This window comes from Sebaldella termitidis ATCC 33386, from assembly GCF_000024405.1.
Taxonomy (GTDB): Bacteria; Fusobacteriota; Fusobacteriia; order Fusobacteriales; family Leptotrichiaceae; genus Sebaldella; species Sebaldella termitidis.
This window is the reverse complement of the sequence record NC_013517.1, coordinates 1,765,996-1,789,797: the sequence shown is the minus strand read 5'-3', so window position 1 is coordinate 1,789,797 and position 23,802 is coordinate 1,765,996. Positions and strand designations below refer to the sequence as shown.

17 protein-coding genes are annotated in these 23,802 nt (G+C 36.3%); 2 read left to right on the top strand and 15 right to left on the bottom strand.

All coding sequences use genetic code 11. The features are described 5' to 3' along the window. Positions 1–7: 7 nt before the first annotated feature. From STERM_RS08235 to selD, 15 genes are all read right to left on the bottom strand, one after another. On the bottom strand, positions 8–1,219 hold the full coding sequence (locus STERM_RS08235) for a molybdopterin molybdotransferase MoeA (RefSeq protein ID WP_012861129.1): 1,212 nt from the start codon (positions 1,217–1,219) through the stop codon (positions 8–10). A 162-nt stretch (positions 1,220–1,381) separates the two neighbouring features. After that, the gene (locus STERM_RS08230) at positions 1,382–1,765 is read right to left on the bottom strand and encodes a RidA family protein (protein WP_012861128.1); all 384 of its coding nucleotides are present in this window, start codon (positions 1,763–1,765) and stop codon (positions 1,382–1,384) included. A gap of 350 nt (positions 1,766–2,115) precedes the next feature. Beyond that, on the bottom strand, positions 2,116–4,692 hold the full coding sequence (gene xdh, locus STERM_RS08225) for a selenium-dependent xanthine dehydrogenase (RefSeq protein ID WP_012861127.1): 2,577 nt from the start codon (positions 4,690–4,692) through the stop codon (positions 2,116–2,118). A 247-nt stretch (positions 4,693–4,939) separates the two neighbouring features. Further along, on the bottom strand, positions 4,940–6,268 hold the full coding sequence (gene ssnA, locus STERM_RS08220) for a putative aminohydrolase SsnA (protein ID WP_012861126.1): 1,329 nt from the start codon (positions 6,266–6,268) through the stop codon (positions 4,940–4,942). 9 nt (positions 6,269–6,277) lie between these two features. Further along, positions 6,278–9,307: a putative selenate reductase subunit YgfK gene (ygfK, locus tag STERM_RS08215; protein ID WP_012861125.1), complete on the bottom strand. Its 3,030-nt coding sequence runs from the start codon at positions 9,305–9,307 to the stop codon at positions 6,278–6,280. A gap of 139 nt (positions 9,308–9,446) precedes the next feature. Beyond that, the gene (locus tag STERM_RS08210) at positions 9,447–10,829 is read right to left on the bottom strand and encodes a nucleobase:cation symporter-2 family protein (RefSeq protein WP_012861124.1); all 1,383 of its coding nucleotides are present in this window, start codon (positions 10,827–10,829) and stop codon (positions 9,447–9,449) included. Between the two features lie 345 nt (positions 10,830–11,174). Then, on the bottom strand, positions 11,175–12,563 hold the full coding sequence (locus tag STERM_RS08205; RefSeq protein WP_012861123.1) for an 8-oxoguanine deaminase: 1,389 nt from the start codon (positions 12,561–12,563) through the stop codon (positions 11,175–11,177). 281 nt (positions 12,564–12,844) lie between these two features. Then, a complete protein-coding gene (locus STERM_RS08200) occupies positions 12,845–14,242 on the bottom strand; it encodes a uracil-xanthine permease family protein (RefSeq protein WP_012861122.1) in 1,398 nt (465 codons plus the stop codon). A gap of 54 nt (positions 14,243–14,296) precedes the next feature. Next, entirely contained in the window at positions 14,297–15,649 is a 1,353-nt protein-coding gene (locus tag STERM_RS08195; RefSeq protein WP_012861121.1) for a uracil-xanthine permease family protein, read from the bottom strand. Positions 15,650–15,719: 70 nt separating this feature from the next. Continuing rightward, positions 15,720–15,998, bottom strand: a complete 279-nt coding sequence (locus STERM_RS08190; RefSeq protein WP_012861120.1) for a hypothetical protein — start codon at positions 15,996–15,998, stop codon at positions 15,720–15,722. Between the two features lie 147 nt (positions 15,999–16,145). Continuing rightward, positions 16,146–17,087 carry a carbamate kinase gene (arcC, locus tag STERM_RS08185; RefSeq protein ID WP_012861119.1) on the bottom strand — a complete coding sequence of 314 codons (942 nt, stop codon included), beginning with the start codon at positions 17,085–17,087 and terminating at the stop codon, positions 16,146–16,148. Positions 17,088–17,217: 130 nt separating this feature from the next. Continuing rightward, on the bottom strand, positions 17,218–18,423 hold the full coding sequence (ygeW, locus tag STERM_RS08180) for a knotted carbamoyltransferase YgeW (protein WP_012861118.1): 1,206 nt from the start codon (positions 18,421–18,423) through the stop codon (positions 17,218–17,220). 87 nt (positions 18,424–18,510) lie between these two features. Beyond that, positions 18,511–19,821, bottom strand: coding sequence for a YgeY family selenium metabolism-linked hydrolase (locus STERM_RS08175; RefSeq protein WP_012861117.1), 1,311 nt, complete (start codon positions 19,819–19,821; stop codon positions 18,511–18,513). A gap of 77 nt (positions 19,822–19,898) precedes the next feature. Beyond that, positions 19,899–21,116, bottom strand: a complete 1,218-nt coding sequence (gene dpaL, locus STERM_RS08170) for a diaminopropionate ammonia-lyase (RefSeq protein WP_012861116.1) — start codon at positions 21,114–21,116, stop codon at positions 19,899–19,901. A gap of 215 nt (positions 21,117–21,331) precedes the next feature. Then, positions 21,332–22,360: a selenide, water dikinase SelD gene (gene selD / locus STERM_RS08165; protein WP_012861115.1), complete on the bottom strand. Its 1,029-nt coding sequence runs from the start codon at positions 22,358–22,360 to the stop codon at positions 21,332–21,334. A gap of 714 nt (positions 22,361–23,074) precedes the next feature. On the opposite strand from selD, the gene STERM_RS22150 reads away from it, so the two are divergent. Both STERM_RS22150 and STERM_RS08160 read left to right on the top strand, forming a co-directional pair. Continuing rightward, a complete protein-coding gene (locus tag STERM_RS22150) occupies positions 23,075–23,236 on the top strand; it encodes a hypothetical protein (RefSeq protein WP_012861114.1) in 162 nt (53 codons plus the stop codon). Positions 23,237–23,461: 225 nt separating this feature from the next. Next, positions 23,462–23,704 (top strand): hypothetical protein, encoded by a 243-nt coding sequence (locus STERM_RS08160; protein WP_012861113.1) that lies wholly within the window; start codon positions 23,462–23,464, stop codon positions 23,702–23,704. The last annotated feature ends 98 nt before the right edge of the window (positions 23,705–23,802 follow it).

The window sequence follows — 23,802 nt, the reverse complement described above, 5'->3', positions numbered from 1 at the left end:
AATACTCCTATAATTCATAAACTTTTATTTTTTCCCCGCTGTAAAGTCCTTCTTTATTCTTTTCTATAATCACAAATCCGTCCGCTTTAGCCAGTACTGCTACTGAAGATGATTTCACCCTCAGGGGCAGCGCGTATACTTCATCATCGCGTTCTTCAAGCTTTACAGGAAGAAATTCACTTCTTCCCATTGCCTTATGATAATTAGTATCAAACAGTGCTGTTACGAATTTTTCCTTTTCAGAAAATCTGTTTATATATTTTTCTATTATTGTTCTAAAAATCACCAGTACTGCAAAAGGATTTCCCGGAAGCCCGAATATCATTTTGCTGCCGCTTCTTGCTATAATTGTAGGTTTTCCTGGTTTTATGGCTATGCCGTGAACCAGAACCTCTGCTTCCGGTATACTTTCTACTGCACTTATCGTATGATCTCTTTCGCCGACAGAGCTTCCTCCTGATATTAAAACTATATCACACTTTGAAAGAGCTTCATTCAAAGCCTTTTTTACAGCCTCCTCATCATCTTTTACTATTCCGAAATTATACGGAACAGCCCCTGCTCTTTCTGTCATCCCGTAGAGTGACAGAGAATTACTATTTCTTACCTGTCCCGGTAAGGGCATTTCATAATATTCTATTATTTCATCTCCTGTAGAGATTATTCCAATTTTTAGTTTTTTAAGTACTTTTATATTTTTTATTCCCAAAGCTGCTAAAAGTCCCATATCATATGCCTTTATTTTACGAAATGCTTCTAATACTAATTCTCCCTTCTCTATATCTTCACCTGTAGAATTTACATTTTCAAGCGGACTAACGGTTTTCCCTATCAAAACATCATTTTCTGACAATTTTTCCGTGTACTCCATCATAACCACAGAATCCGCACCCTTCGGCATCATTCCTCCAGTGGGAATATATGAGCTTTCCCCGGTTTTTATTTCTTTTTCAGGAATACTGTTCATTTTTATTTTTTCTGTTATTTTTGTAATAATAGGCATCATTTCAGATGCACCATTCACAGATTTATGATGAACCGCGTATCCGTCCACTGTTGACCTGTCAAAGTGGGGAATATTAATATCCGACAATATATCTTCATATAGAATTCTTCCCAAAGATTCCTCAATTGTAATTTCCTCGCAAATATCTTCTGATTTCTGTTCTTTCAATATTTTCAATACATCTTCCAAATCAGCTATTTTGAATAATTTCATCTTATCTCCTGTATAGTAAACTTTTTTTTAGTTATTTTACATAATTATTGATCATTATAAGTTTACCACTATTTTGCAAAAAATCAAATTTTCTTTATTATTTAAAAGTACTCCCCAAGATGTATTAAACATACTAAGGGGAGTAATGTAAATAAAATTTATTTAAATGTGCCCTACTGCTTCTATCTCTATAAGAGCATTTTTAGGCAGTGTTGCTACTTCAAAAGCTGATCTTGCAGGATATTCTGTTCCTTCGAAGAACTCATTATATACCTCGTTCATTGCTGCAAAATCATTGATATCATTTAACAGGATAAGTACCTTTACTATTTTCCCTACAGAGCTTCCCCCTGCTTCTAAAACAGCCTTTACATTTTCAAGACTTTGTCTTGTGGCTTTCTTTATATCATCACTTACAAGTTCACCTGTTTTTGGATCAATAGGAAGCTGTCCCGAAGTATAAACCACGTCTCCTAATCTGATTCCTTGTGCATATGGACCAATTGCTGCTGGAGCATTTGGCGTACTTATTACTATTTTTTCCATTATTTCCTCCTAATTTTTGTAATTAATTAATTTTGAATTTTTTTATTTTATATATAGCTACTAAGCTTAGCATAAACTTTCTTTAAAATCAACTTTCTGACAGAAAATATAACAATTTTTATATGTATATTTTTCTTTCAATTGTCTGATTACAATAAGAAAAAATTACCGGTGTAATATTTGACAGATCCCTTTTCAAGCATCTGTGCTTTACCATATACACCCCAACTGTCAGATGTAACAGGATACGAATTATTTTCCGTATCTGAATTTTTAATTTCATTTACTATCCTAAAGCTTTTATTAAAGCACTACGGCAGTTATTATTTGTAATCTGCCGGGTGCCGGTTTTAATCTTCTATTTTCTTTTTATTATAAGGTGTTTCCCCTAAAGGAAGCTTTGTTCTGAATTTTTTATCAAACATATAGTAAGCATCCTGTACTGCCGGTGCTGTAGGTATACTTGCTATTTCTCCCACGCCTTTTGCACCGTAGGCCATAGGATTCTGTTCGTCCTTTTTTACTATAACGGCTTTTATTTCCGGTACCTGTGTAGCTCTGAAGAGCCCGAGAGTACCGTATTTTACCTTTGGCATAGAATCTACAAGCGGATAATCCTCTGTTAAGGCATATCCAAGCGACATAACCACACCGCCTTCTATTTGTCCTTCTACGTTTATAGGGTTTATAGGAGTTCCCACATCATGTGCGGCAACTACCCTTTTAAGCATTCCGTTATCATCAAGGATTACTATTTGTGTTGCATAACCGTATCCTACGTGACTTACAGGATTTGGAACATCTGTTCCCATAGGATCCGTTTTAGCCAGATATTCTGCATAAAATTCCTGACCTTCAAGATCTGCCAGTGTTTTTCCCTTATCCAGCTCATCTTTTACCATTTGTGTTACTTTTCTTACAGCCTCTCCTGTAACGAGTGTCTGTCTTGAAGCTGTTGTTGTTCCTGAATTTGGTGTTCTTGCTGTATCAGGAGCTTCCATTACGATTAGGTCGGTGGCTATATCAAGTGTTTGAGCAGCTATCTGCAGCATTACAGTGGCAAGCCCCTGTCCTATACATGCAGCTGCTGTTCTTACATGCACCTTTCCATTTTCCACAGAAGCCTTACATCTTCCGGTATCGGGTATTCCCACACCAAGACCGCTGTTTTTGATTCCGCATCCTATTCCTACATATTTGGCATTATCATATTCTTCTTTTACAGCTTCCAGAGTTTCTATAAAAGCTGTACTTTCATCTGCTATCTGACCATTTGGAAGTATATCTCCCGGCTTGATTGCATTTCTGTATCTCATTTCCCAATGTGATATTCCTACCATATCTGCCAGTTTATTAAGACATGCTTCCATGGCAAATAATGACTGCGTTACCCCGAATCCTCTGTATGCTCCTGCTGGAGGATTATTAGTGTAATATGCACTTCCCTGTATATTTATATCCTGAAAGTTATACGGTCCTGCAGCATGTGTACATGCTCTCTGCAATACCGGTCCTCCCAGTGAAGCATAGGCTCCTGTATCAGAAATTATAGTGGCAACCAGTCCCTGTAAAATACCATTTTCATCACAGCCCACAGTAAAGTCCATTTCCATCGGGTGACGCTTTGTGTGATACATTATACTTTCCTGTCTTGAGAATTTTACCTTTACGGGTCTTTTCAGCATATATGCCGCCAAAGCTGCATGGTGCTGAACAGACATATCTTCCTTTCCTCCAAAGCCTCCTCCTACGAGTTTACTTTGTATTCTTATACGATCAGGCTCTATACTCAGCATTTGTGCAATTTCTCTCTGCTCATCAAAAATATTTTGTGAAGCAGTATACATCAAAAGCTTATCGTCACCGTCAGGCATAGCTATTGCACATTCAGGCTCCATAAATGCATGGTCTGTAAACGGAACAGAAAAATGATCCTTTACCACATATTTTGACTTTGCTATTTTTTCTTCTGGATTTCCCCTGTACAAATCCTGATGAAATAACAGATTTCCTTTTTCATGTATCTTAGGAGCTCCTTCTTTCATGGCTTCTGCAGGATTTCTAACAGGCTCCAGCTTTTCATACTCCACGACTACCAGTTTTTTTGCTTCTTCAAGAATTTCTTCCGATTCAGCTACTACCAGTGCCAGAGCATCTCCCACATATCTTGTTTCCTCGCCTTCACCTATAAGTGCAGGCCAGTCCTTTACCAGGTGACCGAGATTCTGAAGCTCCGGAAGATTCTGCTTAGTAAATACTTCTACTACTCCGGGATACTCTTTTGCTTTCTGTATATCAATTTTTTTCACAAGAATTCTCGGAAATTCCGGTCTTACACATGAACCGTGAAGCATTCCTTCTATATGGATATCATCCACATACACTCCTGTTCCAAGTGTTTTTTCCACTGCATCCACTCTTTCAAGATTTTCTCCCACAAGACCTTTGCATTGTACCTTTGGAACTTCCCTGTTTTCTCTGAATATTTCCGCTGCCAGATTTACCGCATCAAAAATCTTGATATATCCTGTACATCTGCATATATTTCCTCTAAGGGCTGTTTTTATTTCATCAAGAGTAGGATTCTGGTTTTTATCAAGCAGCACTTTACTGCTTATTACCATTCCCGGGATACAGAAGCCGCACTGTACGGCTCCTGTCTTACTAAATGCGTAAGCATAAACTTCCCTTTCTCTTTCACTTAATCCCTCTATAGTTATAATACTTTTCCCGTTTATTTTTTCAGTAGTAAGCACACAGGCTCTCATTGCTTTCCCGTCCAGTATTACCGTACAGGTACCGCATGCTCCTTCGCTGCACCCGTTTTTTGTTCCTGTTAATTCTAAATCATCTCTTAAGTAATCCAATAAGTTCTTCTTTATCTCGGTTCCATATTCTTTACCATTAATATTAAAAGTATAAGTCATTTTTTCCTCCATCTTGCCAATTATTAAGATTATATAAAACGACTATCTTTAGTATACCTTGCTGTAAAGTGTTGATAATGTATTTATAAACCATTATTCATAGTACAGTGTTTCATAAACACTGTACCAGTGCCTTGACCGACTTATATCCAGTTTTAAATATCTGTCAATGCCGAAACACTTATACCCGATCCTGTATTTATATAAAACAGGTCAGAGTATCAGGATACCATTTTACAATTAAGCTCTATATACGATTCCATAATTTTTGTGCCAGTTCTACACTCTTTGCAGCTACTCTGTCTTCATCAATGTCTACTAGTTTTCTTTCGTCCATTACCACACGTCCGTTTATTATTGTAGTATCTACATTTCTTCCTGTTACGCCGAACAGAATATGACTGTTCAGATTTGTTTCATTCACAGGTGTAGGTCCTTTATAATCTACTATGATAATATCCGCATAAGCTCCTTCTTTTAGAATTCCTGTTGTTCCATCAATAAATCTGTTTACTATTTTTCTGTTATTATCAAATAACATTTGAGGCGGTTCAGTCCATCCCACGCTTGGAAGCTTATTTACATGCTTATGAATAATATTTGCTACTTTATATGATTCAGTCATATCAGCAGTGTAACCGTCAGTTCCCAGTCCTACTAATACTCCTCTTTTCATCATTTCAAGAATCGGAGCTATTCCTACTGCATTTCCCATATTTGACTCAGGGTTATGAACTACAGCTACATTGCTTTCTTTTAACATATCTATTTCATCACTGCTTAGATGGATACAGTGTACTGCTATACTCTTTTCATTCAGTACTCCTCTTTTATACCATCTTTCTATTACTCTCTGGTTATACTTGGCAAGAGAGTCTGCCACATCTTCTATACCTTCGGCACAGTGTACATGAAATCCTCCATTAACATTTGCTGCTGCAGCAAGGCTTTCGTCAAGTGTTTTATCCGATACAGTCATAGAAGCATGAAATCCAAAAAGTCCTTTTATCATATCATCTTTTTGCTCGTTGCAATATTTTATAAAGTCTGCATTTTCTTTAATTCCGGCTTTTGCTATAGCTTCCCCGTCTCTGTCCGAAGTTTCATAACACAAGTTGCTTCTGATTCCGAATTCACGTGCAGCATCAGCTATCTTAAAAAGACTTCCTTCTACTGCATATGCACTGGCATGGTGATCTATTACCGTAGTAACACCGCTTTTTATTTGCTCTATCATAGGCATAGCCGCACTATAATATACATCCTCCAGAGTCAGAGCTCTGTCAAGTCTCCACCACAGCCCTTTCAGTATATCGCTGAACATAGTTGCCGGAGGATTGTCCAAAAACATCCCTCTTGCGAATGTACTGTAATAATGCATATGAGGATTTATAAATCCGGGCATTACCAGATGCCCTTTTGCATCCTTATACTGGGCATCAGGATACTTGGCTTTAAGCTCATCAGTTTTCCCTATTTCTTTAATAACTTTTCCGTCTATTAACACCGCACCATTTTCAATATATGGATTATTTTCATCACGTGTAAAAACTCTTCCGTTACCGATTAAAATCATTTCTACCTCCTATAAACTCATCATATAGTATGAGTAGTCTTTTAGTATTGTATTTAACACTTCATTCATTTCACGGGAAATCTGACCGTCTCCCAATACATGATCTATTATGCTTCCGTCCTCTTTTCTGACTCTGAATGTATCATTTCCAAGAGGAAGGAATCCTTTGTTAGTACTGTCGACAAAGTCTTCCTCTGTCCAGAATACAGTTATTTTATCTTTATATGGATTTCCTGTATGCGGACAGAAAACACCGCAGTTTCCGCATTCATTACACATTCCGTCTAAATGGACTATCTGGTGTGTTTGGTTGAACGGACCGTTATTTATTCTTACCATTACATTTGCTCTGTTAGGACAAACATCACAGCAAAGCTCGCATACCTGGTCACAAGTCAGGCAACGTGCACCGTCTTCTTTAGTTTTAGTGTTTGCTTTTAGTATTCCTTTTCTTTCATATAATGTTTCTTCTTTCTGAACTACATTATATCTTTCAAAATCTACTGTTAATCCGGCTTTATCCAGAATATCCTTAGCTATTACCTTAGCATCTGCTATAGCTTTTACTATTGTAGATGTTCCCGATTTACAGTCACCGGCTATATAAACATCAGCAGAGCTTGACTCATTAAACTGGTTAATATTTACATAACCTTTATCATTTAATTTTAAATTATTCTTTTCAAATAAAGAAGTATCTACTCTGGCACCTACAGCACTTACCACTGTATCGAATTCCAGTGTTTTCATCTGTCCTGTACCTTTTATTCCTCTTCTTCCAGATTCATCTATATCAGCAAGTTCCATAACTTCACACACAAGATTCTTACCGTCATATGACACAGGCGATAATAATTCCTGGAATATTACTCCGTCACCCAGAGCCTGTTCTTTTTCTTCAGGTTCTGCTGGCATGAATTCTCTTGTTCTTCTGTATACTATAGATACACTTTCTACTCCCGGAGCTCTTTTGGCAGTTCTCGAGCAGTCCATTGCCACGTCTCCGCCACCAAGTACAGCTACTTTTTTACCTAAAGAGATATTTATGTCATTCTTTTTGGCATCTTCAAGGAATTCTAACGCATCACGCAGATTCTCCCCGCCTTCTTTTACAGGAATTATTCCTTCTTTCCATGCTCCGGTAGCTACTACCACAAAGTCATATTCCTTTTTCAGCTCTTCTATATCATAATTTTCATTTACATTATAAACAAAGTTTACACCCGCATTTACTGCAAGCTGATAATCTCTGTTTATCATTTCTGATGAAATTCTGAATTCAGGTATTATATATTCCACTATTCCGTAAGGACGATCTCTTTTTTCCAGAACAGTAACTTCCATTCCGTTTCTTCTTAAAAAGAACGAAATAGCCACTCCGGCAGGTCCTGCCCCTATTACTACAGCTTTTTTCTTAGTTACTATTTTTGCTTTTTTCATATTTGCCAGATATTTATCCTGCGCATTTAAAACTGCTATCTTTTTTGCATTTCTTATTTCAAGCGGAGAATCATAGTCAAGTCTCGTACATTTATGCTGACACTGATGGTCACAGATTGTACCTGTAACAGCAGGTGACGCATTGTCATTTACTATTACCTTAAATGCTTCTTCATAATTTCCTTCGCTTACCAGCTTCAAATACTCCGGTATCTGCTGCTCTATAGGACATCCTCCGTCTTTACAAGGTGCTTTTGCACAGTCATATAAAGGAAGTATTGATTTTGTTTTTCTTGATCCTACTGGTCTTGCACTTTTTACATGATATTTATTTATTGTAACGCTTTCAGCAAGACGTTCCAGACTTTCCAGATCTATACCATGAAATTTTCCTGCAAGTAACGGCTCTATTTTCTCTGCAAGCTGTGTAGTTCTTTCATATCCTCCCGGCTTTAGAATAGTAGTCGCTATAGTTATAGGCTGTATTCCTGTTTTTATAATTTCTTCTATATTAAAGAAATCAGCTCCTCCTGAGAATGATATAGGAAGAAGTCCCTTGAATTCCTGTGATAATTTATTAGCCAGACTTATAGTAAGCGGGAACAGTGATCTTCCCGACATATACATTTCTTCACCCGGAAGCTCTTTTCTTGCTATTTTTACAGGGAATGTATTAGTCAGCTTAACACCGAATTCAAGACCAAGCTCTTTTGAGAATTCTATCAGACGAGTAAGCATTGCTATAGCATCTCCGTACTGAAGGTCATTCTTAAAGTGGTGGTCATCAAATGAAATATAATCATATCCCATTTTATCCAGAATTCCTCTTGCGAATTCATACCCTAGAAGTGTAGGATTACACTTTATGAAAGTATGAAGCTTCTTCTCTTCCAGAAGATATCTTGCTATTCTTTCTATTTCAGCAGGAGGACATCCGTGTAATGTTGATAAACATATTGAAGGACAAACGCTTGATGAAATATTTTCCACATCTTCTTTTGTAAGTCTTTGAAACTTATCAATATTATTTAATAAATATTCCTTACATTCTTTCCATATTTCTGTAGTAGAGGCATCTTTCAGTCCTTCTATAAAAGCATCGATTTTAGGCGACTTTATACCGTCAAGATCATATCCCACACTCATATTAAAAGCAAAATCTCTCTTATCGCTGATCCCGAGTTCTTTTCCTACCACATGCAGTGCAAACCATGCTTTTATATATTCATTATAAGCTTCAGGAACAGTAAGCTCTGTTGACCATTCCACGTTATAACATTCATCCTCAGCATTTATACAAGGCTTTGCCACACATTTTCTCAGATCTTCACCATCCATCTGCTGTACTGTTTTCAATTCTACAAAACGTGATCCAGTCAGATATGCTGCCACTATATTCTGTGCAAGCTGTGAATTCGGTCCTGCAGCAGGTCCTATAGGAGTGCTTAGTTTATCACCAAACATTACTATATTGGTACCGCTGTTATTTTTATAAAATTTATTTTTTCTTACTCCGAAAATAGTTCCCTGTTCTTCATATTCCTGAAAAATCCATTCTACCATTGTACCAAACGGGATTAATCTCATTAAATCACTCATTCTCTTTATCCTCCAACATTTTTTTATTTATCTTCTTACAAAAATCTATAAACTTAAGTTAACTGTCCTTTTTTAGACTTTATATTTCAAAATCCGAACATAAAATCTAAAATTTTCAGGATGCTGTTTATTTCAGTTTTTATTCCTGCTCCTTTTCTCCTACACCGTTAAACAAGAGATTCAGCAGTATTGCACTTAAACTTCCGGTAGTTATTCCGCTGTGAAAAAGTGTTCCTACCCATTCGGGGAAATTGTCGTAAAATCCCGGCACTGCCACGGGAATCAAAGCTAGCCCTATACTTACAGCTACTATCATTCCGTTTTTAGTTCCGTCAAATTTCACCTTAGACAAAGATTTTATTCCATTTGCAGCTACCATTCCGAATAAGACAAAGCCGGCTCCCCCTAAAACGGGATATGGCACAGAAGCTATTATTCCTGCCATTTTTGGCAAAAGACCCAGTGCAAGCAACATAATTCCCGAAACCGCTACTACATAACGGCTTTTTATTCCCGTAAGGCTGAGCAGTCCGATATTTTGTGAAAAAGCAGTATGCGGAAACGTATTAAAAACAGCAGCCAGCATAGTAGCAAAACCATCTGTTCTTAATGATCTTGTCAAATTTTTATCATCAAGCTTTCTTCCGCTTATTTTATGAACGGCTATTATATTCCCGGTTGCCTCAGTCATAGTTACCAGCATTACCAGAAGCAGGGAGATAATAGCAGTGATTTCAAAACGGGGAAGTCCGAAATGAAAAGGCATCACAAAGCCTAGTGCTTTTGCTTCTTTTACCAGGGTAAAATCTACCATGCCGAATGCATAGGCTGCCAGAGTTCCTCCCAGTAACCCGAACATTATAGCAAGATTTCCTAAATTTCCCTTTAAAAATTTATTTAGAAGCAAAATGAAAATTAAGGTTCCCATTGCCAGAAAAATATTTGCCCTTCCGGCTTCTGCTCCATTTCCAGCTGACCACTTTATAGCCACCGGCAGTAAGGATACACCTATTATTGTAACCACTGTTCCTGTTACTACTTCCGGAAAGAATTTCAGAAATTTTCCAAAGAAAGGAGCCACCAGAAATACAAACAGTCCTGCTATTAGAACAGCACCAAAAATAGTGGTAATTGCTGTATAAGGATCTCCTTTGTAAGTACCCGCAATTGCTACCATGGCATTCACCGATGCAAAGCTTGTTCCTTCTATCATTGGTATTTTCCCGCCGATGAATTTTCCTATACCGAGTGACTGTGTCAGAGTTGCTATACCAGCTATTAATAAATCTGCATTTATAAGAAATAAAATCTCACTTTGTGAAAGTCCGGCTGCACTCCCTACTATCAGTGGTACTGCTACCGCTCCGGCACACATTGCAAGTACATGCTGCAGTGCAAATGCCAGTGTTTTTCCTAATGGAAGTTTTTCATCTACAGGTGCTGTTGTTTTTACGTCTTCATAATTTACAGTCTTGACTTTTGTTTGATCTAATGAATTTTCCATTGTTTTTTCGTTATCCATATATCTCCTATCCAAATAGTCCGCTATTATTATATAATTATGTGCCTTTTTATATTGTCTAATAATATCAACTTTTATATTTTATTTTCTTTACTTTATTAATATATTTGGTTTGAGCAATCAGCAAAAATAATAGTAACAAACTAAAGACGAAGATATATCGAAATAACTACTGTTATCTGATCGGTTTATTATGATTAAACCGGCCAAATATGGTACAACTGCCCTGACTTTCTATAACCAAATCAGAGCATTAATACCCTCTTTCATGTAAAACATTCCGAAAGAGGCTAATATCTTAGTATTTTTCCGGACATTTTTTTAATATCTGTAAAATATAAAATATTAGTTTTTATTTGATAGTATTTCCTCTCTTCTTCTTTCCACTAATTTTGATGCATGACTGTGAGCTTTTATTGCAGTTTCCTGCGTATTTATAGTTAAGACTATACCATTTTTCACTACTACTTTTCCATTGACTATTGTCATATCAACCAAACTGCTGTTTCCGCAGCATACCAAGGAAGTCAGCGGATTATGGCATCCCGCATACGCTATATCAGACAGATCGTATACAACAATGTCTGCTGCCTTATCTACTTCAAGTGTTCCTATATCATTTCTTCCCAATACTCTTGCTCCGCCTTTTGTTGCCATTTTCAATATTTCATATGCATTTAAACCGTTTACTCCATATTTTAAATGATTCAGCAGATACGCCCTTCTGACTTCTTCCCACATATTTGACCCGTCATTAGAAGCACTTCCGTCCACTGCTATTCCAATATTTACTCCTGCTCTGACTAATTCTGTAGTTCTGCATATTCCGCTGTTTAATTTCATATTTGAACTCGGACAGTGGGCTATTCCGCTGCCTTTCAATCTTTTTAATTCATCATCGTTAAAATATATTCCGTGGGCGAACCATACATCCGGTCCGATCCATCCGGTATCCTCCATAAGCTCTACCGGTCTCATACCGTATACTGAAATACAAAATTCTTCTTCATCCATAGTTTCAGCCAGATGTGTATGCAGCATTACTCCTTTTTTTCTGGCTAATTCAGCCGAACTTTTCATCAGGCTTTTTGTAACCGAGAACGGTGAACATGGAGCCAGAGCCACTCTTTTCATAGCATAGTCCTCAGAATCATGAAACTTATCTATTAACCTTTCCGAGTCTAACAGTATCTCTTCTTCACTCTGAACTACACTGTCAGGCGGCAGTCCTCCCTGTTCTTTTCCACGTGACATAGAACCTCTTGTCGCATGAAATCTTATACCTATTTCTTCTGACGCTCTGAATTGTTCGTCTATTAACGTACTTTTACTAGTATTCGGAAATACATAGTGATGATCCATTGTTGTAGTACATCCTGTTTTCAGTAATTCTGAAAACCCTACCATCGAACCGTAATATACAGTTTCTTCATTTAGATATTTCCAAAATTCATACAGTCCTTCCAACCATGGAAAAAGAGGCATTTCCTGTACCTCATCTATTCCCCGGAACATTGTCTGGTACAAATGGTGGTGAGTATTTACAAAACCCGGAAGAACTACTTTTCCAGTCGCATCGATTATCTCTGTATCGCCTGTTTCATCCGTCTGGATATCTTTTCCTATTTTTGTTATCTTATTTCCCTCAACGAGAATATCATAATTTCTCAAAATTTCATCTTTATCGTTAAAGGTTACCAGATAATCAACATTTTTTAACAGTAATTTTGACATGGGCGCTTCTCCTTCAAATTTAGTTTAGAAATTAAGAAGACCTCAATTTTAGCCTTTATAAGAATTTTTAGTATAGTATTTCTGCCTTATTAAAAAGCATGAACGAAACAGACAGCACTTTTTTTTATCGAAGTCTGGCTGTTTCATTTTCTGACATGCTTTTGGTATAATATCTCGTTCACATCTAATCAGATTAGTTTTTGAAAATGAGATATTATACTAGGCTTTTCCCCAAAACTGATTAAAAATTAAATCAGCTTATCCCTCAAATATTGCAATTTTTATTCCAAAACAAGAGCTTTCTCTTCCTTGATTTCTTCCTCAAGCATAGCTGCCTTGGCCAGTTCCTTATCCTCTTTGCTTGGCGGGAATATTAAATTCGCAATTATAGAAACTATACATACACATGCTACTGTATCCTTAAATATAAAGCTTATAAAACCTGGTAATTGTGCAGTTACATTTGGATCTCCCCCGAGTCCAAGACCAATACCAAAAGTTACACCTAAAATTATAACATTTCTTTCACTAAATCCTGCTTTAGCTATCATTTTTATCCCGTTTATCAGTATCATTGCAAAAACTGTAATTACTGCACCGCCAAGAACGCTGCTTGGCATTGCATTAAATATTGCACCGATTTTCGGGAAAAGAGCCGCACCCATTAAAACAAAAGCTCCCATAGCTATACACCATTTATTTACTACCTTAGTCATAGAAACTATTCCTGCATTCTGTCCGAAAGCCGTGTTCGGCAAAGCATTAAACAATGTAGCAGTTGTAGATCCAAGGGCATCGGCAAGTATTCCTCCCGAAGTTTCTTCCCCTGTAGCCTCTCTGTTAAATCCTGCTATTGTAATACCGGAAGTATTACCTATTGTTTCCAGTCCTGAAACTATATATATAGCTGCAAAACTCAGAATAGCCTCTAAATGAAATTCAAATTCCCAAGGCATTACCAATGGTACCGGAAGTGCAAGCCATCCTGCTTCGGTAATATGGCTGAAATCTACTTTACCAAGCGGTATTGCCACCAGATAACCTACTATCAGCCCTATTAATATTGCAGATATCTTCCACATTCCTTTTCCAAATCTTTGTAATGACATTATTACTGCGAATACTAAGAATCCTAAGAAAAGATTCTTCGGTGATCCGTAATCACTCGATCCTACTCCCCCTGCGAAGTAATCTACTCCTACTTTCAGCAAATGAATTCCTATAGTTATTAATACAGCTCCTACTACTAACGGCGGAAAGAATTTTTTCAGCGGTTTATAGAAAAATCCCATAACCACCTCTACCAAGCTTCCTAAAAGTGCTCCGCCCAGTACTCCTGCAAGTCCGTACTGCAAGCCTATGTTTTTAGCAGTCGGTACAAATGCAAATGAAGTTCCCATTACTATCGGCAGACCTGCCCCGATCTGAAATTTCCCGATTTTTATTGGATATAACTGAACAAATGTAGTTAACCCCGAAACAAACATCGCACACTGTATCATTCTCAAGCTTTGATCCTGAGGTAATTTCAGCACCCCGATAAGAATCAACACCGGTGCCAGATTTCCTGTAAACATCGCAAGCACATGCTGTAATCCTAAAGGAAACGCTACTCCAAAACTTGGTTTCCCATCCAACTGATAGATCAATTCATGATCGTTCTGATTTTTTTTACCCATAAAATTTTCCCTCCAACAATAGTTTTTATATAAAAATATTTATAAATGAATTTTTTAACTTTTGCTTTCGAACTTTTTACGTTCTTTTTCTTCATCAACTATTGTTGCTTTAGGTAAAATAATATTGAGCGTGAACGCTAATAGTGAAGAGATTACTACAGCCGAACTTCCGAATATTATTCTTATAGATTCGGGAAAGTGACTGAGAGATTCGGGTACCAGTGAAATACCCATACCTAATGCTAATGATAAACCGACTATTGTAACATTTCTATTTGATAATTCATCCTGAATAATTAATCTTATTCCTGTCATTGTTATCATTCCAAAGACAGTTATTGTAGCTCCTCCAAGAACAGACTGCGGAATTGTTGTCATTACTGCCCCTATTTTAGGTATAAATCCTGCAAGCAGAATTACTACTGCTGCCAAACCTAAAATATACCGGCTGACCACTTTTGTCATTGCTACTATTCCTACATTCTGACTGTATGTCGCTGTAGGGAGTCCGCCGAAAAACGAAGCGACTACGCTGGATAATCCATTTCCCATGATTCCTCCCGCGAGTTCCTCATCTGTGGCTTCCCTTCCCATTCCTCCTACCGTAGTAGCAGAAATGTCTCCCACTGCCTGTACAGAGTTTACAATATATATTATTGACATTGATATAATGGCATTTATTGGAAATTCCAAGCCGAAATGCATAGGTTTTGGTACAGAGAACCATCCCGCCTGACCTATACTAGCAAAATTAACCATTCCAAGCATGAATGCCACTACATATCCTACGACAATCCCTATTAATATAGAAGCAAGCTTCACATAACCCTTACCAAACTGGTTGCATATAAGCACTACTACTAATGTTAAGACTGCTACTCCCCAGTGTTTCAGCGAACCAAACTCTTCCGGAGGAAGATTGGCCCCGCCTGCCATATATTTTATAGCTATTGTATATAATGAAAGCCCTATCGTAAGCACTACGGTCCCGGCTACTATCGGCGGAAAATACTTTCTGAGATGTTTCAAAAATATTCCCACGAATATAGCTACTACCCCTCCTACAAGCTGGGCTCCAAAAATGGCTTTTATTCCATACTGGCTTCCCAATGTAGTCAGTGTCGGAACATATGCAAAACTAACACCCATTATTACCGGTAATCTGGCTCCGAATTTCCATACAGGATAAAGCTGAAGCAATGTTGCTATACCGGCTATAAAAAATGCACACTGTACTAATAAAGTCTTATCGGCCTGACTTAATTTACACACATTGGCAACTATTATTGCCGGTGTAATATTTCCCACTACCATAGCCAGCACATGCTGTAATGAAAGTGGAAAAGCTGCCTTAAATGACGGTTTGCCGTCTATGTCAAATACTGAATTACTTGCTGTTTTACTCACGTCTTTCCTCCATTCTACTTCTTCTCAAAAAATTAATCATTCTTAATTTTTAAAAAAAATAATCAATTTTTCAAAGTGCCATAAACTTCCGGCGAATCCTTCCTCTCCTTGCTGCATTTGTAAAAAATGACAAGCTTGGCAAGAGTACAGGAATCGCTGCAATATTTAATTGTGGAAGTCCGAAATAGAATGGATTTGAATTTATTTTCACTTGTCTGTTTATTAAATTATCTCTCTCAAATGGTAAATTCTCTTCTCCTGGACTTTTTCTAATCCTAAATGACTTAATTTTTTTTATCTGAAAATTTCTTTCACTCTTAAGTCTTCCTCTTACTTCACCATCGCTCATATTTCTACACCTCTTTCACCGGGTTTCCCCGGCTGATTTATTCGTGCCCTTTTTTTATTTCAATATACTTAAAAGTATATTTGATTTAGCCTGGAAGTATGTTGTATAAAGTTAAATTATATTTATTACATAACTTTTTATAACATTTTATTTTTCATCTACTATTACTGTTCCTGTTAATCCTGCTATCCCGTCCTTTGCTTTTTCCAATGATGTAACAAGCGCTCTTCTTCCCTGTTTTGACGCAGCAAAACCTAAAGCGGCTTCTACCTTCGGAAGCATTGATCCCGGAGCAAAATGTCCTTCTTTTATATATTTTTTAGCATCATCTATTGATAATTTATCAAGCCACTGCTCATTTTCCTTACCATAGTTAATAGCTATTTTTTCTACTGCTGTTAATATTATCAGATAATCTGCATCTATTAATTCAGCCAGCTTTGCAGATGCGAAATCTTTGTCAATTACTGCAAATTCCCCGAGAGTTCCTTTTCCTTCTACATATTTTACGGGAATTCCCCCACCGCCGACAGTTATAACTATTTGCGAATTATCAATTAATGTTTTAATTGTTTTCTTTTGTACTATATCCACAGGTTTTGGAGAAGCTACCACTCTTCTGTATCCTCTTCCGGCATCCTCCATCATAGTATATCCCTGTTTTTCCAGCTTTTCTGCTTCTTCCTTAGTATAGAATGCGCCTATTGGTTTATTAGGACTTTTGAATGCAGGATCATCCCCGTCTACTAATACTTCAGTAACTATAGTAGCTACTTCTTTATCAATATTTCTTCTTTTTAATTCATCTCTTATGAATCTCTGCAAATGATAGCCTATATATCCCTGACTCATTGCCACACATTCAGTTATCGGCATTTCTGCAAAGCTCGGAAGATTTTTTGTAGCAGAATCCATCGCCAGATTTATCATTCCTACCTGCGGACCATTCCCATGGGCAAGTATTACTTCGTGTCCTGCTTCAATCAGATCAACTATCGGTATTGCCGTTTCTCTTACTGCATCTCTTTGTTCTTTAGCACTGTTCCCAAGTGCATTTCCACCTAATGCAACTACGATTCTATTTTTCATTATTTCCTCCAAAATTTTGAATTAAAATAAGACTGCCTTTTTTATGATGTAAGATGTTGTGCAACTCTTTAGGCAGTCCTATGGATTTTATATAAAATGTGCGCTAACACCTAAATAATACTAAATATTCTTATTTTTCAAAAAATCTTGGTTTTTTACCTTCACTAAGAGCTTTTAATGTAGCCACAGGATCTTTTACTTTACTTAAGAACATCATTGCAGCTATGATATAAGGTTTATATCCAGCCTCTTTATATAAAGGTACTCTGTATCTGTCGAATACTGATGCTTCTACTTCTCCCTCTTTGCAGCTTACTCCTGTTATATCTGCTGGTAAACAGTGCATGTAAAGAGCTTTTCCTTCAGTTGTTGTCTTCATTAACTCTTCAGTACACTCCCAATCTTTATGGTTAGCATTTTGAGCTAATAATTCTTTCTCTAAAACATTAATTTCGTCGAATTTTCCTTCTCCGTAAAGATTAGTTCTTTTTTCCATAGCAGCAAATGGAGCCCAGCTCTTTGGATAAACTATATCTGCATCTTTAAATGCTTCAGCCATATTATTAGTTTTTACGAAACTTCCTCCAGAAGCTTCAGCGTTCTTTCTAGCTACTTCTTCTACTTCAGGCATTACTTCATATCCTTCAGGGTGAGCAAGTACTACTTCCATACCAAATCTGCTCATTAGACCTATGATCCCTTGAGGAACAGACAGAGGCTTTCCGTATGACGGAGAATATGCCCAAGTCATAGCTATTTTCTTTCCTTTTAAGTTTTCTACCCCTCCGAATTCATGGATAATATGTAACATATCAGCCATACTTTGAGTAGGGTGATCTATATCACACTGTAAGTTAACTAAAGTTGGTCTTTGCTCTAACACGCCGTCTTTGTGTCCTTCCTGAACAGCCTGTGATACTTCCTGCATGTAAGTATGTCCTTTTCCGATATACATATCATCTCTGATACCGATTATATCAGCCATAAAAGAGATCATATTTGCAGTTTCTCTTACTGTTTCCCCATGAGCAATCTGTGATTTTCCTTCATCAAGATCCTGTACTTCAAGACCTAAAAGATTACAAGCACTTGCAAAACTAAATCTAGTTCTTGTAGAATTATCTCTAAATAATGAAATTCCTAATCCGCTGTCAAATACTTTAGTAGATATGTTTTGTTCTCTTAAGTTACGTAAAGCGTCTGCTACTGCAAAAACTGAATTTAACTCGTCTGTTGATTTGTCCCATGTTAAAAAGAAATCATCATTTAACATATCTTTATAATCTAATTTTTCCAGTCTTGCTATTATCTCTTCAAATTGTTTCATTTTATCCATTATTAATTTTCTCCTTTATAATTTTATTTTATTATTCTTCATAATCCCGTATTTATTATATAAACACCCTTTTATATAATATTTCTGTTACTTTGTGTAAGTTGACGGAATTGCAGCGTACATAGCAGCACATACTACTAAGTCGTCTTTCCAAGTTTTTTCATTCGGAGCATGAGCCTGAGCTTCTGCACCCGGTCCAAAACCAATACAAGGTATTCCGTTACGTCCCATGATAGAAACTCCGTTTGTAGAGAATGTCCATTTATCTGTAAGCGGACGAGCTTTTCTCATAGCTTCTGTTTCTTTTGAACCTATACGTGTATCTCCGTAAAGACCTTTGTAAGCTTCTTCTAAAGCAGCTGTTACTTTATGATCTTCTGGTATTACCCAAGTCGGGAAATAGCACTCTATTGGATAAACAAGTCCTGTAAATGACGGACGAGAATATTCATACATAGAAACTTTTACATCATTTCCGTATTTTTTTACATTCGGCAGGTTACGGATTTCCTCAAGGCAGCTTTCCCATGTTTCACCGGCAGTCATACGACGGTCTAATGAAACTGCACAAGAATCTGCTACTGCGCAACGGCTTGGTGATGTAAAGAAGATTTCAGAAGTAGTAACTGTTCCACGTCCTAAAAACTGAGCTTCTTTCCATTGCGGATTATGCTTTTCATCAAGCATTTTTACAAGACCTTTTATTTCTTTGTCATCTGCTGCGTCATTTTCATTCAGAGCACGAATGTCCTGAAGAATATCAGCCATTTTGTAGATTGCGTTATCTCCACGTTCAGGAGCTGATCCATGGCAAGATACACCTTTAACATCTACACGGATTTCCATACGTCCACGCTGTCCTCTGTAGATACCTCCGTCAGTTGGTTCTGTAGAAACTACGAATTCCGGACGGATTTTGCTTTCTTTTATCATATATTCCCAGCATAGACCGTCGCAGTCTTCTTCCTGAACTGTTCCTGCTACTAATACTGTATATTTATCACTTAGCATTCCTAAGTCTTTCATAATTTTAGCACCGTATACTGCTGAAACTATTCCGCCAAGCTGGTCAGAAGTTCCTCTTCCACCGATACTTTCGTCATCTTCGTATCCTTCATACGGATCAAACTTCCAGTTAGTAATTTCTCCTATACCAACTGTATCTATGTGTCCGTCAAAAGCTATTAAAGTTTTTCCTGTTCCCATGTACCCAAGTACGTTACCCATAGGATCAATTTCAGCTTTATCAAAACCTAGTTTTTCCATTTCTTCTTTAATTCTTCTTGAGTGACCTTCTTCATCAGCACTTTCTCCGGGTATTCTTATAAGATCCCTAAGAAATTTAGTCATGTCAGCTCTGTAACCTTCTGCTTTTGCTTTAATTGCATCAAAATCCATTTTAATAAACCTCCATATTTAATTTAATTATTTATCTAAAATCAGATAGCCCGCTATCCATATTTTATTAACTGTTTTTATAAATCAATGCTTGGTACGTCTCCATCCCACACTATTGATTTGTATTTATCCGGATCTGTATCTCCTTCTGTACTAAATAGCAATATTTTTGAATCTTTATTTAAGTTCAGTTTTTCTCTTAATTCTTTATATCTTTCATCTTTCATAAGCAGTGCTACTACACCTAATGTAACTGCACCAGATTCACCTGATGTAACCTGCTTATCACCTTTCATAGGCGCTCCAAGCATTCTCATACCTTTCGCAGCTACATAATCAGGACATGATAAAAATGCACTTGCATAGTTTTTCAATATTTCAAATCCTATTATGTTAGGTTCGCCGCAAGCAAGACCGGCCATTATAGTCTGCATATCCCCGCCTACATTTACAGGTTTTCCGTCATTTTGAACTGCTGATTCATAATAGCAGTTAGCAAGATCAGGTTCAACCACTACAGTAACTGGTACATTATCTTTGAATACAGAAGCGAAGAAACCTTGTACTGCTGCTGCAAGCGATCCTACACCTGCCTGTATAAAGATATGAGTTGGTCTGTCTACACCGGCTTTTTTAAGCTGTTCTAATGCTTCAAGAGCCATTGTTCCGTATCCCTGCATTATCCACACGGGTATGTCTTCATAACCTTCCCATGCAGTATCCTGTACTACTACTCCATTAGTAGCCTCAGCATTTTTAGCGGCAAGTCTTACAGCATCATCGTAGTTCATATCAGTAATACTAGCATCAGAACCTTCTGCCTTTATATTATCAAGTCTTATTTGTGATGACCCTTTAGGCATATATACTACAGATTTCTGCTTTAATCTGTTGGCAGTCCAAGCTACACCTCTACCATGATTGCCGTCTGTTGCTGTATAAAATGTTATATCACCCAACTGTTTTTTAGTTTCATCAGAAATAAGCTTATTATAATCTAACTCTGATATATCTTTTCCTAATTTTTCTGCCAGGTATTTCGCCATTGCAAATGATCCGCCTAACACTTTAAACGCATTCAGACCAAATCTGTACGACTCGTCTTTTACATAAATACCCCCGACTCCTAATTCTTTTGACAGATTTTTCAGGTCTGCAAGCGGAGTTTCCTCATATTGCGGAAAGCTTTGGTGGAAGTTTTTTACTTTTATTATTTCTTCCTCTCCTAATATTTTTATACTTTCCTCTTTGTTTGATTTAGGCATTGTATTCATACGCCATCTGATTTCTTCCATTGTCTCTGGTATTCCCCTCTCTAAAAGATTTTTTTTTATTAACTTTATATGTAAACTCAGTATTTAAAAATACCGGCTATAAAGTACATGTTTGTACAGTAACTTATTCACATACCGCATATTTCCCGGCATGTCTTTCATTGTTAATTTTTTCTTTATCTTCATAAGAACTTTTTATGAAGATAAAGAAATTTATATATAAATCTAGTTTATAACTATTTGAATAAAATTGATTTTTCCTGCTTTTCTGCTACAGTTCCTATTATGTGCGATTTGATTTCGAGTTTATTTAATTCTTCCAGCATCTTTTCGGCATCTTCACTGCTGCATGATACCAAAAGTCCCCCTGATGTCTGCGGGTCAAATACAATATTGCTTAAGTATTCCGGAATGTCAATAAACTCATACTTATCTTTCAGGTATTCCATGTTATTAAACATACCGCCGGGTACAAGTCCCTGTTTTGAATACTCTTCCGCTTCTTTTATATATGGAATTTTTTCTTTGTCCAGTACTATCGTAACACCTGAAGAACTCGCCATTTCATATGAGTGACCCATAAGTCCGAATCCCGTTACGTCTGTACAGGCTGAGATATTATATTTTCTTACTATTTCTGAAGAATATTTATTTAGAGTTGTCATTGACTTAATAACAGCCTCTTTAGAATGGTCTGATGCCTTTCCGCCTTTCATCGCCGTACTTATAATTCCTATTCCAAGCGGCTTTGTCAGTATGAGGACTTCCCCAACTCTGGCACCATAATTTTTTAATACTTTGTCAGGAGAAATAATACCTGTTACTGCCATGCCGTATTTCGGCTCTTCGTCCTCAATGGTATGGCCCCCTACTATAATAGCACCGGCTTCTTTAGCTTTATCGATGCCTCCTCTTAAAATCTCCCCTAATACTGAAAGGTCAATACGATTTGGAAAACAGACTATATTTAATGCCGTTACAGGATCTCCGCCCATTGCATAAACATCGCTCAGAGCATTAGTCGCTGCTATAACGCCGAATGTATAAGGGTCATCTACTATCGGGGTAAAAAAATCTACAGTCTGGATTATTGCCATCTGATCATTTAATTTGTAAACTCCTGCGTCATCAGAAGTTTCTGTTCCTACAATTAAATTTTCATTGTGTACTTTAGGTAATTTTTCCAGCACTTCCGAAAGCTTTTTAGAAGAAAGCTTTGCTCCGCAGCCACATTTTCTTGCGTATTCTGTTAATTTTATTTCCAATTTTCACACCTCATTCTCTAAAATTAAATTCATTATCTGCTGTACACTGCAGAAACCCACGTTATTTAGCTCTTTTAAATATAATGCTGTATTTTTTTAATATGAATGATCTTTATTTCATTGTACCCTAATTTTTTTATTTGTCAATATGTTTTTTGTATTTTTTTTCATTCATTTCACTTTTTTTCATTTCTTAATATAAAAAAATACTATAAAAGCCTTTATTTATGTGTTTTCTACAGATAAAGCAAAAAAATATTTTTTGTTTCCAGTGAACTACATTTTATTCACTTCAAAAAATTTGTTCAATTATTTGAAAAAATCTGTTACAATTTTTCTGTAACTTTTTATATATTATATTTTCCACTTTTGAATGGGAACCAAAAACTGATATTCTTAGTAATTTTTCTTAAAATAAGCATTACTTTAGTTAAAGCGCTGTAATTTATATAAAATCCTCCTTTCCTTATGCTTCCCATCCTTAAAATATAACATGTATCTGCCTTTTAGTCAATTTTTCGATTAATAAATGAATTATTTTTTGTTTAAAAAAATAAAAAATAAATTTATTTTTTTTAATTTATTTTGTTTTTCATTTTGTTTAGATTTTCCGCTGTGTATTTTTATTTTTCATATACAAGTATTCACTTTAAATATAAATAAAAATAATGTATAATAAAAACAGAGAAAGATTTTCTTTCCGGAGGTGGGATTATGTTTGAATTATTAGTGATTATTAGCGTTTTTATATGGTTTATTATTTTAATGATCATAAAATTTCATATCAGAAATAAAAATAAACCTACTATCGTGGAATTAGCCCTCATATTTATGCTCACTATACCGTTAATCGGCTCTTTCCTTGTATTATGGTAACGTATTATTATAAATTAAAGGGACTGTTTGATATAAGATTTTACGACTGAGAATGTCATGTGAAAATCTGTTTTAAACAGTCCCTTTTTTCTTACCAAAGTATAGTAGATTACTTTCTATCACTGGATTTGCGTATTTCAGAGAAAAATGATATTATATCATTATATTTAATTTTAATGATTAAATAATTTTATACACAAATGTACAGGGGAGGTATTTTACTTTATGGATGAATTCAGGGAAAAAAATTTGCTGTTTCAATTTTTGGAAAGTATTTTTGAAAATAATACTGATAATTCCTCTATTAACAAAATTGAAAAGAAGCTTTTTGAAAAATTAAGTACCGCAGAGAATACTGATTTTGAAGCTGTCACTGATCTTATTCACGAGCTGTGCGGTGAAATAAAATACAGCTATTTTCTTTATGGTATCCTTGCAGGAAATGTTATTGAAGAATTTTCGGGATAATGCTTTGTTGCTACCTTCTTAATTAATATATATTATAAAAGAAGTCTTTATTCTGACTTCTTTTTCTGCTGTATAAATATTTCTTTCGTAATTAGTAT

Excerpts from the sequence above, each read along its gene's own strand:
- STERM_RS08205 (WP_012861123.1), bottom strand. The coding sequence starts at position 12,563 with ATGTCAAAATTACTGTTAAAAAATGTTGATTATCTGGTAACCTTTAAC.
- xdh (WP_012861127.1), bottom strand. The coding sequence starts at position 4,692 with ATGACTTATACTTTTAATATTAATGGTAAAGAATATGGAACCGAGATA.
- STERM_RS22150 (WP_012861114.1), top strand. The coding sequence starts at position 23,075 with ATGTTTGAATTATTAGTGATTATTAGCGTTTTTATATGGTTTATTATT.
- ssnA (WP_012861126.1), bottom strand. The coding sequence starts at position 6,268 with ATGATTTTAATCGGTAACGGAAGAGTTTTTACACGTGATGAAAATAAT.
- STERM_RS08160 (WP_012861113.1), top strand. The coding sequence starts at position 23,462 with ATGGATGAATTCAGGGAAAAAAATTTGCTGTTTCAATTTTTGGAAAGT.
- STERM_RS08210 (WP_012861124.1), bottom strand. The coding sequence starts at position 10,829 with ATGGATAACGAAAAAACAATGGAAAATTCATTAGATCAAACAAAAGTC.
- STERM_RS08200 (WP_012861122.1), bottom strand. The coding sequence starts at position 14,242 with ATGGGTAAAAAAAATCAGAACGATCATGAATTGATCTATCAGTTGGAT.
- dpaL (WP_012861116.1), bottom strand. The coding sequence starts at position 21,116 with ATGGAAGAAATCAGATGGCGTATGAATACAATGCCTAAATCAAACAAA.
- ygeW (WP_012861118.1), bottom strand. The coding sequence starts at position 18,423 with ATGGATAAAATGAAACAATTTGAAGAGATAATAGCAAGACTGGAAAAA.
- STERM_RS08175 (WP_012861117.1), bottom strand. The coding sequence starts at position 19,821 with ATGGATTTTGATGCAATTAAAGCAAAAGCAGAAGGTTACAGAGCTGAC.
- STERM_RS08235 (WP_012861129.1), bottom strand. The coding sequence starts at position 1,219 with ATGAAATTATTCAAAATAGCTGATTTGGAAGATGTATTGAAAATATTG.
- arcC (WP_012861119.1), bottom strand. The coding sequence starts at position 17,087 with ATGAAAAATAGAATCGTAGTTGCATTAGGTGGAAATGCACTTGGGAAC.
- ygfK (WP_012861125.1), bottom strand. The coding sequence starts at position 9,307 with ATGAGTGATTTAATGAGATTAATCCCGTTTGGTACAATGGTAGAATGG.
- STERM_RS08190 (WP_012861120.1), bottom strand. The coding sequence starts at position 15,998 with ATGAGCGATGGTGAAGTAAGAGGAAGACTTAAGAGTGAAAGAAATTTT.
- STERM_RS08230 (WP_012861128.1), bottom strand. The coding sequence starts at position 1,765 with ATGGAAAAAATAGTAATAAGTACGCCAAATGCTCCAGCAGCAATTGGT.